The sequence below is a fragment of the Ruegeria sp. AE3 genome (genome assembly GCF_056542225.1).
On the sequence record NZ_JBQFZL010000001.1, the window covers coordinates 1,272,658 to 1,284,692 of the forward strand.

Consider the following 12,035-nt stretch of genomic DNA (forward strand, 5'->3'; position numbering starts at 1 on the left):
TTTTTGTTTCTTTTCAACGTTCCGCTTCCAATGGCTCGCAACTCATTTGCTATCCGTTGGGGTTTCCTTTCGAGGCTTTATCCCGTTGGACAACACCCCCAGATAAAAACCTGGCTTGAATCGGAAAAAACCCACAAAAAATAACTAGTGCAAGATGAGGGTTTACACCCATCTTACCCCGACACAACTCCTGCGCCGCCCATTGGGCGGCGGGTCGGGCGCGTGCTTGATGCCTAACATCAAGCATTCGGTGAATACGAGACACACCCACACCACACGCGCCCTCAAAAAACCAAAATCTACTGCAATTCAAATTCCTTCGGTTTACTAATCAAACAAAGATCCGGCTTCCCTGTGACAAGCTGGCTTGGATTTAACGATTAAGGATTTGCAATGGCCCGCCTTTATGACAGTCGAAAACGTGTTCTCGTAACCGGTGGGGCCGGGTTTCTGGGCTCGCATCTGTGCGACCGGCTTCTGGATCAGGGGCATGAGGTTTTGTGCGTCGACAACCTGTTCACCGGCACCAAGCGCAACATTGACCATCTGCACAACAACCCGCGGTTCGAGTTCATGCGCCATGATGTGACCTTCCCGCTTTTTGTGGAGGTTGACGAGATCTATAACCTCGCCTGCCCCGCCTCACCCGTGCATTATCAACACGACCCGGTGCAGACGACCAAGACCAGCGTGCATGGCGCGATCAACATGCTGGGTCTGGCGAAACGTCTGAAATGCAAGATTTTTCAGGCCTCGACGTCTGAGGTTTACGGCGACCCGACGATCCATCCGCAGACCGAAGACTATTGGGGCAACGTCAACCCGGTTGGCCCGCGCTCCTGTTACGACGAGGGCAAGCGGTGTGCCGAGACGTTGTTCTTTGATTACCACCGTCAGATGGGGCTTGAGATCAAGGTCGCCCGCATCTTCAACACTTACGGGCCCCGAATGCACCCCGCCGACGGGCGCGTCGTGTCGAATTTCATCATGCAGGCCCTGACCGGCGAAGCGATCACGATCTTTGGCGACGGCACGCAGACCCGGTCATTCTGTTACGTGGATGATCTGATCGAAGGCTTCATCCGCCTGATGGATACCGGCAAGGAGGTCACCGGCCCGGTCAATCTGGGCAATCCCAACGAATTCTCGATGAACGAGCTGGCCCGCGAAGTGCAGGCGCTTGTTGGCGCGGAAACCCCTATAAGTTTCAGAGAGTTACCTGAGGACGACCCGAAACAACGTCAGCCCGATATCACGCTGGCGCGGACCCTGCTGAACTGGGAGCCTACGGTGCAGCTGAAGGAAGGGTTGGACGCAACGATCCGGTATTTCCGGACGCTTCAGTCCGAAGGCGCAGCCGGATAACGCGTCTCGCTATGGCTCGGGGACCGGATCAAACCGCCGTGCCGATCAGCGCGACGCCAATGGCCATGAGGACAGCGGCACCCAGGCGTCGCATCCAGTTGCCTTCCTTCAGGAAAATGAACCCGATAAGCGCCGCAAAGATGACCGAGGTTTCCCGCAGAGCCGAAACCGCCCCCAGCGGCGCAAAGTTCTTGGCGTAAAGCACCAGACCATACGCCGTCATCGAAACCAGCCCGCCCAAAAGGCCCGTCATCCATATTCTGACGGGCAGGTCTTTCAGGGTGGCGCGTTTCCTGACCCCGATAAACCCTGCAATGAACAGGTGCAGAAAGGCCCCCCACGCCCAATAGCTGAGCGTATTGCCGGACAGCCGCACCCCGACCCCGTCAACAACCGAATAGATCGAAATGCAGAACCCGGTGCCCAGCGCAAATCCCAGCGCGCTGCGCCCGACGCCCGAACGCAGCGCGGCCCAGCTGCTCAGCTGAATGCCAACCGCGATCAGGGCGATCCCGCCCCAGGCCTGCCAGGGCAGAACTTCGCCCACCAGCACCATCGCCCAAAGCGAGACCAGTGCCGGAACAATCCCGCGTGCAATCGGGTAAACCACACTCAGGTCGCCATGCTGGTAGGCCTTGCTCAGCATGAAGTAATAGCCGAAATGCACGACGGTCGAGAGCAGGATATAGACAAAGCTCTGCGTGTTCGGCAGGGGCAGGACCATCACCATTACCGCCGCTGGCAAGACCTGACCCAACGCGACCAGACCCAGCATCGTGGTGCGGTCCGTCGCCGTTTTCACGATGGCGTTCCATACGGCATGCAGCAACGCCGCCGACAGAATAATCAGAGTGACGAACAGGGTCATGCCCGACCTTTCCCGCAGAATACGCGCAACAAGGGTCTTGGGCCCTATTCACTTGGGCGTGGTGTCTGCCAAAACCGGGATTTTTGTCAAGCAGGATTCCAGTGGTCAAAATACCGCCACCGTTGGGAATGTGTCCGCAAGCCGTTTCCGGTCTCGTCCTGCGCCTTTGTGCCCGGCAAGAAGTTACAACTGCACGTGATCCCGGTTGCAGGACGCGCATCAGGTTCTAAGATCGGGCACATGAGTTTTGTGACAGACAACCAATTGCCCCTGCTTATCCTGTTTTTTCTGTCAGGATCGATCGGCACCGCCTTTTTGTTCCGCAAACCAGCGGGGCACCGGGCGTGGAAACTGGCCGATCTGGTCTGGGTCGTGCTGGGTGGTATCGGCGCATTGGTGGCTGTTCTGGCAGGGCTTTATACGTCGGACAGTTCGCGACTGGATCGTCAGATTGATGTGGCCTACGCGGCAACATTGGCATTCGACAGGGATGCCGCACGGTTTCGTCTGCGTTTCTGCGACCCTGCTTACGATCCTGACACGGCAGTGCTGTGCGACAAGGTTGAATTTCTGTCGGCTTCAACTGCCAGCAACTCGGAATTGCCCCTGTTCATCGCCGTTACCAACGAAGTAGCCCCCCTGCAGGGCCTGCACTTCCTGTTCGGAAGTCAGGCCAAGGATGAAATGGACGAGCTACGGGATATGACGGCCAAAGCCGATGCTTTCGATATCGACCAGTTTCTCGTATTCACGTCCCTGGACGACAAAACTCAGGTAGCCATCGACAACATGCGCCGTAAGGTGCCCGCGATTGCCGGAGATTATCAGATCCTAGCACAAAGCTATGACGACCTGATCGAGCAAGTCGGCAAGTTGAAGAACGAATGGGAATACCTGCAGGCCAACGCCCATATTCTGGTGCTGCAAATCGTGGCGCTTTGTCTTGTTAGCTTTGCGGCCCCCTTTCGATTGGGAAAATCTTTGGTCGAATTGCGCACGAAGCTTAACGCCGATAGCCCCGCGCCAACACCTGAGGATCAACCCCCAGAAAATAGCGCAGAAGTGTCCACAAGTTCCGCGTGCCCCGCCGAAACCAACCTGCCTGTTCATAGCGCTCCGCGCTCGTAAAGGCATGCGACCCGAGTATCTTGATCCGTGGCAATGCGCGCACCAGCGCCACATCTTCCATCAAGGGTTGGTCCGGATACCCGCCAGCCGCCAGATAGACATTACGCTGAACCAGCAACCCCTGATCTCCGTACGGTAAACCGAACAGCCTGCTGCGCAAATTGGCCCATCCGGCCACCCAGGCTGGCGCAAGCCCACGCGCGCGAAAAGCCAACCGAAACGCCGCTGGTGCGTTGGATGGCAGATGGGCGCTTACGCTCTTGGCCCATCCCTCTTGCAACACGGTATCTGCATGAAGGATCAGAAGCCAGTCTCCATCAGCATGCGCGCACCCCCGGCGCAATTGACCGCCGCGCGATGGCTCACCTCTAATGACATGCGCGCCAACATCTTCTGCTATTCTCAACGTCTGGTCAGTTGAGCCTGCATCGCTGACGATCAGGTCCCGGATCAGCCCGGAATGCACCCCTTCCATCAGGGCTTCAAGGCACGCAGGCAAGGAATCGGCGGCATTCAAGGTTGGAATCACTACAGTGACGGGTGCGGGCACGTCCGATAACCTCTGGTCTTGGCTGCGAGACTTCCTATATCACGAGGCCAAAGGCAATGACGAGGACCAAGCCATGCCCACCCGCCGCATCCTGCGCCTGACTGGCTCGGACACCGAAAACTTTTTGCAGGATCTTGTAACCAATGACGTTCAGGGATTGGGCAATGGGTTGGTCTATGCCGCACTGCTTACACCACAGGGCAAGTATCTGGCAGATTTCTTTCTGAAACGCGATGACGTTGGGGTGCTGCTGGACGTGGCCGAGCCACTTGCAGATGACCTGATCAAGCGCCTGAACATGTACAAACTCCGTGCGGATGTGGTGATCGAAGGCACGGATCTGCATCTGCAGCGCGGCACAGGTCCAGCACCGGACACCGCCCTGCCCGACCCCCGTCACGCGGATATGGGTTGGCGTGACTATTCGACAGCCCCAGATGGCGATGACGGAACCGACTGGGACGCGCTGCGCGTTCGACACTGCATCCCCGAGGCTGGGGTCGAACTTACGCCAGACAGCTATATCCTCGAATCCGGGTTCGAGGCGCTGAATGGTGTGGATTTCAAAAAGGGTTGCTATGTCGGTCAGGAAGTGACTGCGCGCATGAAACACAAGACCGAGTTGCGCAAAGGCTTGCGGCGGGTCTTTGTCGAAGGATCGGTTCCGGCGGGGACTGAGATTACCGCAAACGGCAAACCCGTCGGCACCCTGTTCACGCAATCAGGCGGCCAAGGAATCGCGTATCTGCGCTTTGACCGTGCGAATGCAGACATGATGGCCGGAGACGTCGTGGTTCGCCTGACGGACCAAGCGTAACTTGTTGCCAAATCGGCACGGCCTTATCCGCCGTATGTTTCATAAAGTTTGAACCCGTTACCCAGCCCTGCCAATGTGTCGTCACAGGGGCAACACGGATACCCGCATGTTTCAGCTTTATTCCGCGATTTGGCGCGCCAGCGCCGGGCGGCAGATTATCCTCATCCTGTTATCCATTGCCATTGCGGCGCTTGCCGCTGTTCCGCTTGAATTTCAGCGCGATATCGTCAACCACCTTACGTCCAATGATCTTCACGTCGAAAAGCTGGTTCTGCTGGGCATCGGCATGATGATTGTCATCCTGCTGAGCCTCGCCCTGAAATGGGTTCTGGGTTTTCGCGCAGGGATATTGGGCGAAGACATGATCCGGCTGATCCGGCAACGCTTGCTCTGGCGCGCTACTGACCTGAAAGAAACGGGTGAAAACCTGCGCAAGGGCACCATGACGACCGCCATCTCGGCCGAAGCCGAGGAGTTGGGCAAGTTTGCCGGGGGCGCATTCTCGGACCCGGTGGTTCAGGTCGGAACGCTGATCAGCGTGATCGGGTACATATCCTCAACGCAGCCAGGCCTTGGCCTTATCGCGTTTTCCATGATTGTTCCGCAGATCATTATCGTTCTGGTGTCGCAACGCAAAGTGAACACGTTCGTCGCCGAACGCGTCCGCCTTTTGCGCAGCGCCACTGATAGGCTGACCACCGAGGATATCGATGCCGTCGAGCGGGATATCAATGCCCTGTTCGACGACATCTATGACACACGACGGCGCATGTTTCTTTGGAAGCTTTCGGCCAAGTTCCTGTTGAGCGTGATCAATGGCGCCGGAACCGTCGGTATTCTGATGTTGGGCGGTTATCTGGTGCTGCACGGCAAAACCGATGTCGGCACAGTGGTGGCCGCGACCAGCGGGCTTGGTCGGATACAGGGCCCGACCGCGTTCCTGATCGCCTTTTACAGACAAGTCAGTGCCAACCGCATCAAATACGAACTTATGTTGGAACTATTCGGCCCGGACCCCGCGCATTACCGGTACCGCAACAGTGCATAAAAAAGACCGCGCAGCGGCTGTCTGCGCGGTCTGATATTAAAAGCGACGAAACGTCACGCGCGTTCGGAATATTCCATGGTTTCGGTGTTCACGATGATCATTTCATCCTGACCGATGAACGGCGGCACCATGACTTTCACGCCATTGTCCAGAATTGCAGGCTTGAACGAGTTCGCGGCGGTCTGACCTTTTACGACCGGCTCAGTTTCGACGATCTTGCAGGTCACTTTCTGCGGCAGTGTCGCGTTCAGCGCTTCACTTTCGTAGAATTCGACAACAATCGTCATGCCATCTTGAAGGAACGGACGACGCTCGCCCAGCAAATCCGCTGGCAATTCAATCTGTTCGTATGTTTCGGCATCCATGAAGACCAGCATGCCATCGGTTTCATACAGGAACTGCTGATCCTTCTGCTCAAGGCGCACACGCTCAACCTTGTCAGCTGAGCGGAACCGTTCGTTCAGTTTTGAACCATTGCGCAGGTTGCGCAGTTCGACCTGCGCGAAAGCGCCGCCCTTGCCGGGCTTCACATGGTCAACCTTGACCGCGGCCCAAAGGCCGTCGTTATGCTCAAGCACATTGCCGGGGCGAATTTCGTTCCCATTTATCTTGGGCATTACATAAATCCTTCACAAACGGTTGATGCGTCAGTTGCGCCTCCTATATCTGGCGGGAACATACCTGACAAGACAACCAAACCTAGTGCTGCAGGTGCAGCGAGATATGCAAGTGACGCAACGCAACTATGCATATTAGCTGTATCCGAATCGCACTTTATCGGTCATAAGGACCGTCACGCCGAAAATTGCAAGAGCAAGAAAAACAAGGAAGACGAGATGAGAGATTTCGTTGACGGCACTGCCTTTAACAACGAACAAGGCAATCGTGCTCGCAAACTTTTCGCGGCCGTTGTGTTGGCCGCACTCGATGACGCCATTGCCGATGACAAGAAATATGGCAATGGTCCGGAACAAATCGCCCGTTGGGCGCGCTCGCGCGATGGACGCGAAGTGCTGTCTTGCGCGGGAATCGACCCGAACGAACGGGTTGTCAGCGGACTGATGGAGTTCGTTGGCCGTGGCGTGCGGACCTCGGTCGCGCTGTCGCGTGAAGAAAGCGAGCGTCGCAACGCCGCTCAGCAGGCTGAAGCTGCCTGATCCAAGGCTGTTTCAACTCAGAAAAAACGCGCTCTGCCATCAGAGCGCGTTTTTCTATGCGTATACCGCCACAATCCCGATCCCGGGCGTCAAGGTGAGTTCGGGGCTTCCCCTGCCCGCCCAAATCAGGTCATCTGCGCTTTGACAGGTAGGAGACAATCCATGGTTCGCGCCATCATGATTCAAGGCACCGGCAGCAATGTCGGAAAATCCGTTCTGGTGGCGGGGCTTGCGCGAGCTTTTACACGGAGAGGTCTTCGGGTTGCGCCCTTCAAGCCGCAGAACATGTCGAACAATGCTGCTGTTACGGAAAACGGTGGGGAAATCGGTCGCGCACAGGCCCTTCAGGCACGGGCGGCAAGGCGGGCGACGCATACGGATATGAACCCTGTATTGCTGAAACCTGAAACAGATACCGGCGCGCAGATCATCGTTCAGGGGCAGCGCGCGGGCACCATGAAGGCCGGTGATTATCGCAAGGATAAATCCAGGCTGTTAAGCGCCGCACTGGAAAGCTTTGACCGACTGTGCAGCGATGCGGATCTGGTTCTGATCGAAGGTGCGGGCAGCCCGGCCGAAACCAACCTGCGCAAGGGTGACATCGCCAATATGGGCTTTGCCTGCGCTGCGAATATACCTGTTATACTTGTCGGCGACATTCACCGCGGCGGTGTGATCGCACAGATCGTTGGCACTCAGGCGGTTCTGGATGAGGGTGATCTTGCGCGAATTCGGGGCTTCGCCGTCAATCGGTTCAAGGGTGATGTGTCCCTTTTTGACGAAGGGCGCGATGACATCGCCTCTCTTACCGGGTGGCCCTGTTTGGGGGTTGTGCCATGGTTTCACGACGCCTGGAAGCTTCCGGCCGAAGATATGATGGACATCCGCTCTCACACAGGCGGCACATGCAAGGTTGTTGTGCCACAGCTTGAACGGATGGCGAATTTCGACGACCTTGACCCCTTGTCTGCCGAACCCGGAGTGAGCGTCGAGATCATTCCGGCCGGACGCCCATTGCCGGGCGATGCCGATCTGGTTTTGCTACCGGGCAGCAAGTCCACCATCGGAGATCTGGCCTATTTCCGCGCACAAGGCTGGGACATCGACCTGTTTGGCCATGTCCGGCGCGGCGGGCATGTTCTGGGTCTCTGTGGCGGCTTTCAAATGCTGGGCAAGACCATCTCCGACCCCGATGGCGTGGACGGTCGACCGGGTAAGGTCGAAGGGTTGGGGTTTCTGGATGTAGACACGGTCATGGGAGGACAAAAGCAAGTTGTCCTGCGTAAGGCCCATGCCTTGCCGGACCGCGAGCCGGTCACCGGATACGAAATCCACATGGGCCATACAGACGGGCCGGATTGCGCCAATGCATGGCTTGAGGTCGAAGGCCGCCCCGAGGGCGCGGCCAGCGCAAACGGACGGATCAAGGGAAGCTATCTGCACGGTATCTTTTCGTCCGACGCATTCCGGGCGCGGTATTTGTCAGCGTTAGGCGTGACCTCGGACCTGTCCTATGAAGATGGCGTCGAGCAGGCGCTGGACGATCTGGCCGATCATCTGGAGCGCCACATGGACCTTGATCTGCTGCTCAGCCTCGCGCAGCCCCCGCACCGCAGCTGATCGTTACTCCAGATCCTGAGCCGCAAGGGCGCGGGCGATCTCTCGTCTGACCATCTTGCGCACATTTCTTGTAATTCGCTCGCCCATCGTTCCTTGCAGTTCGGTGCGGACAACCTCTGCGATCAGGGTACGCAGAGCGTCCTCGTCCATGTCGATCGTCCTGACGTTTTCGTCGGAATCAGGTTCTTCGGCATTGACATCAGACACAACAGCCTGAGACGACCGGATGAATTCCGCCTGATAAGGTGCACCTTCGTCCTGCTGAGCCGCCTCTGGTTCGTCGCCTCCAGAAGCATCAATCGACATCGCAGCGGCAAATTCTTCTTCGACATCCCATGGCAGCGCATGAGACGGTGTGCCCGAATATGCATCCTGGCTGTCACCGTCCGGTTCCCACTGGTCTTCTGTTTGTGCAATGGCCGCTTCCAACGCTTCGATCTTTGCACTCAGGCTGATTGCAGCATCATCCGACGGGGCGTGTTTCGTCTCGGCTGCTTCTGGCTTGTCCTCGTCGGCGTTCGCGGGTTGACCCGTCTGAACGATGTCACAGGTTCGCAGCAACATCGGCTTGGCGGCATCTGTAACTTCGGCTTTGGATACAGCTTTAGCGGGAATCACTCCTAACTGATCTGGTGTGCTGATCCGCAAAGCATCGGTAAGCACCAGCCGCCCCGGCTTGCGTGCCTTAGTCGTTTGATCCGAGACGGATTTATCACGACTGTCTTCACTGACCAGACGTTTGACCGAAGACAGAACGTCTTCGATCCCTGCTTTCACGACATTATCAGACATTGTTCTCTACCGCTCTATCCTTGGATCAAGTGTAGCCAAACAATCCGTGCCTCACAACAAATAGTATTGGCGATCAGTCCCGGCGCAACGCTTTGAGAACACGATCCAGATCCTTGCTTTGCTTGCTGACCTGTGCAGGTGCATTCTTGACCAGGTTGTAATACAAAGTCGGATCATAGATTTGCACCGCCAGCCCAAGACGCTCGGCTGTCAGAAGGCCCTGCGCCTGCAATAACTGATAGGCAGCCCGCGACCGTTCGGTGCGCGAAGCAACTTCCGCCAGCTGTGCATCCAGCAAATCCTGCTGTGCATTCAATACATCCAGAGTTGTTCGCGCGCCCAGAGTCGCCTCTTCCCGGATGCCATCAAATGCCACCTGCGAGGCGTTAACGCGCTCGGTTGACGCCCTCAAACTGGCGCTGGCCGCCTGAAACGCCGCATACCGGTCGGTCACACCCTGCGTGATGTTCTTTTGAACGTTCAGAAGATTCGCACGCGAGGCATCGCGGCTGGCCATCGCGCGGCGCACATTTGCCGCCAACCGGCCACCTGCGTAGATGGGTTGACTGAAGTTCAGCGACACGGTCGCGTCGTTCACATAGTCATTATTGTCATAGCGCTCGGACACGCCAGCATCGGCATTCAGGCTGACATTCGGCCCAAGGTTGGCCCGCTGTTGCTGCACGACCAGATCGAACGCCCTGACCTGATGCTGTGCCGACAGAATGGCCGGGTGGTTGCGTTGCGCCAGGTTCACAGCTTCAGCTTCGGAACGCGGCAGATTGGGGAGGCTCGGCTGGCCAGCCGTTCGCCCCGGTGCCTTTCCGACCGCGTTCACGTATTCGGCCTGGGCAATGCTCAATTCACCGCGTGCCACAGCCAGATCCGCCTGAGAGCTTGCCAGCTGCGCTTCGGACAATGCGACGTCCGTCCGGGTTACTTCGCCCACTTCGAAGCGGTCATTCGACGCCCTAAGTTCCTCTGCCGACACATCCACGTTGTTCTGGCGGATCGCCACGGTCTCTTCCTGCAACAGGACGCCCAGATAGGCATTTGCTGCGCGGATAAGAACCTGTTGTTCGATATCGATCAGGGTTTGCCGGGTCGATAGCACCGTTTCCTGCGCCGACTGCTTGCCCAGCACCGACGCGCCGCCATCATACAAAAGCTGGCTCAACGTCAGGCCCGAAAAGAACCGCGACGGCTCGTTTGTCGTCACGACGTTATTGACCCGCGAACGGGTGTAATCCTGGCTGACCTGCACGGTCCAGTTGATGATTGGCCGCAACGCAGAAAGCGCAATGGCCACATCTTCATCCGCCGCGCGCAGCAACGCCCGGTTCTGCTCAAGCAAACCACTGGTGTTATACGCGCCGATGAACGCATCCGTTATGTTGTCTGCCCACGCTGCACGCCCTGGCATCACGCTCATGGCAAGTCCTGCGGTCACAGCAAACGCCCTGACCAGCTTACCTGTCGCCGAACCACGCATACCAAAATCCTCTCAAACGAAATTACACTGCCCTACAGGCAGTTTGCGGCCTTCTTTTCAACTAATCAAGGCGATAGAAAAATCTATCGGCGGACTATAGCGAAAATGCACACTCTGCCGAAAAACCTTCCAGAACCGGCGCATGGGCATTGAACACATCACGCCAACTGACGCGACCACCGGTTTTTCGACCGATCCGCACGGTACCCAGGTTGCCGTTGACAAACAGACACACGATCCGACCGTGGTCCTTGAGCTGATCCAACAGGGCATCGGGCACCTGCTCGACACCGCCCTGCACCATGATCGCATCATAGGGGCCGTGTTCCGCCACACCCTGTTCCAACGCGCCGACGTGGATGATGGCGTTGTGCACGTCAGCCTCGGCCAAGAGGTTTTGCGCCTCGGCTGCAAGGGTTTCGTCGCATTCAACACCCACAACCAACTCAGCCATCCGTGCGGTGACAGCCGTGGAATATCCCATTGCCGGAGCGATATCGAGGACCATCTCATCCTTGGATATGTTCAGCACGTCCAGCATTTTAGCCAGGGTCCGCGGCTCCAGCATGCTGCGCCCTCCACCCAGATCAATCAGGCCGTCCACATAGGCCGCCTCGCGTTGAGAATCGGGTACGAAGCTTTCCCGCGGAACACTCAGCATAGCCTCAATGATCGGGAACTTGGTGACGTCAGAGGGGCGGATCTGTGTATCAACCATTGTGCGGCGCCGGGCTGCGAAGTCAGTCATTGGATATCTCGTCTCATTCCCAAAGATGTCGGGCTTGTGCCATATCCTGAACCTTCCAGCAACGCCCCTGTTGCCGCAACCTGAATCGTGATCACCTTCTTGGGCATGGACTTCGGCAAATTTCAGTCTTGCCGGCAAATTCGCACGCAATCCACTGGACGCCCCCGAGGAAAGCTGTTAAAAACCCAGTTACACCACAGCAAGTATTTGATTTTACTTGAAAAGGCGAGTTGGCGGAGTGGTGACGCAGCGGATTGCAAATCCGTGTACACCGGTTCGATTCCGGTACTCGCCTCCAATCACATCCAAATCGCTGACTTAACCCCGCAGTGCACGCGTGCGACGCTTGGTATTTCAAGACGTTCAAGGCCCGCGATTCTGTCGAATTGCGGGCCAGATATGGCGTGTTTTTCGGAACACCTGCCTACCCCTGCTCGTTCACGGGGCGCG

General features: G+C 57.2%; 11 protein-coding genes and 1 tRNA gene. 6 read left to right on the plus strand and 6 right to left on the minus strand.

Translation table 11 applies throughout. From position 1 onward, the window contains the following. Nucleotides 1-393: 393 nt before the first annotated feature. Complete coding sequence (locus ACR0NZ_RS06365) at nt 394-1,365, plus strand: UDP-glucuronic acid decarboxylase family protein (protein WP_480517604.1); 972 nt, start codon at nt 394-396, stop codon at nt 1,363-1,365. Nucleotides 1,366-1,393: 28 nt separating this feature from the next. On the opposite strand, the gene ACR0NZ_RS06370 is transcribed toward ACR0NZ_RS06365, so the two are convergent. Together ACR0NZ_RS06370 and ACR0NZ_RS06375 are read right to left on the minus strand one after the other, a co-directional pair. Continuing rightward, nucleotides 1,394-2,233, minus strand: a complete 840-nt coding sequence (locus tag ACR0NZ_RS06370) for an EamA family transporter (protein WP_480517606.1) — start codon at nt 2,231-2,233, stop codon at nt 1,394-1,396. A gap of 1,003 nt (nt 2,234-3,236) precedes the next feature. Then, a complete protein-coding gene (locus ACR0NZ_RS06375; protein ID WP_480517608.1) occupies nt 3,237-3,911 on the minus strand; it encodes a TIGR04283 family arsenosugar biosynthesis glycosyltransferase in 675 nt (224 codons plus the stop codon). A gap of 73 nt (nt 3,912-3,984) precedes the next feature. On the opposite strand from ACR0NZ_RS06375, the gene ygfZ reads away from it, so the two are divergent. Beyond that, on the plus strand, nt 3,985-4,728 hold the full coding sequence (gene ygfZ / locus ACR0NZ_RS06380; RefSeq protein WP_480484217.1) for a CAF17-like 4Fe-4S cluster assembly/insertion protein YgfZ: 744 nt from the start codon (nt 3,985-3,987) through the stop codon (nt 4,726-4,728). A gap of 106 nt (nt 4,729-4,834) precedes the next feature. Next, on the plus strand, nt 4,835-5,776 hold the full coding sequence (locus ACR0NZ_RS06385; protein WP_480517610.1) for an ABC transporter transmembrane domain-containing protein: 942 nt from the start codon (nt 4,835-4,837) through the stop codon (nt 5,774-5,776). Nucleotides 5,777-5,829: 53 nt separating this feature from the next. Here ACR0NZ_RS06385 and efp read toward each other — a convergent pair whose 3' ends face one another. Next, the gene (gene efp / locus ACR0NZ_RS06390; protein ID WP_209503361.1) at nt 5,830-6,393 is read right to left on the minus strand and encodes an elongation factor P; all 564 of its coding nucleotides are present in this window, start codon (nt 6,391-6,393) and stop codon (nt 5,830-5,832) included. A 219-nt stretch (nt 6,394-6,612) separates the two neighbouring features. Here efp and ACR0NZ_RS06395 point away from each other — a divergent pair, with 219 nt between their 5' ends. Then, nucleotides 6,613-6,933 (plus strand): DUF6280 family protein, encoded by a 321-nt coding sequence (locus ACR0NZ_RS06395; protein WP_037310273.1) that lies wholly within the window; start codon nt 6,613-6,615, stop codon nt 6,931-6,933. Between the two features lie 162 nt (nt 6,934-7,095). Beyond that, nucleotides 7,096-8,553, plus strand: coding sequence for a cobyric acid synthase (locus ACR0NZ_RS06400; RefSeq protein WP_480517612.1), 1,458 nt, complete (start codon nt 7,096-7,098; stop codon nt 8,551-8,553). Nucleotides 8,554-8,556: 3 nt separating this feature from the next. Here ACR0NZ_RS06400 and ACR0NZ_RS06405 read toward each other — a convergent pair whose 3' ends face one another. The 3 genes from ACR0NZ_RS06405 to ACR0NZ_RS06415 all read right to left on the minus strand — a co-directional run bounded on the left by ACR0NZ_RS06405 (nt 8,557) and on the right by ACR0NZ_RS06415 (nt 11,585). Next, nucleotides 8,557-9,345 (minus strand): hypothetical protein, encoded by a 789-nt coding sequence (locus tag ACR0NZ_RS06405; protein ID WP_480517614.1) that lies wholly within the window; start codon nt 9,343-9,345, stop codon nt 8,557-8,559. 73 nt (nt 9,346-9,418) lie between these two features. After that, on the minus strand, nt 9,419-10,837 hold the full coding sequence (locus ACR0NZ_RS06410; protein WP_480517616.1) for a TolC family outer membrane protein: 1,419 nt from the start codon (nt 10,835-10,837) through the stop codon (nt 9,419-9,421). A 94-nt stretch (nt 10,838-10,931) separates the two neighbouring features. Next, a complete protein-coding gene (locus tag ACR0NZ_RS06415; RefSeq protein ID WP_480517618.1) occupies nt 10,932-11,585 on the minus strand; it encodes a protein-L-isoaspartate O-methyltransferase family protein in 654 nt (217 codons plus the stop codon). Between the two features lie 224 nt (nt 11,586-11,809). Between ACR0NZ_RS06415 and ACR0NZ_RS06420 the strand changes: the two genes are divergently transcribed. After that, nucleotides 11,810-11,883, plus strand: a tRNA-Cys gene (locus ACR0NZ_RS06420). Nucleotides 11,884-12,035 lie beyond the last annotated feature (152 nt).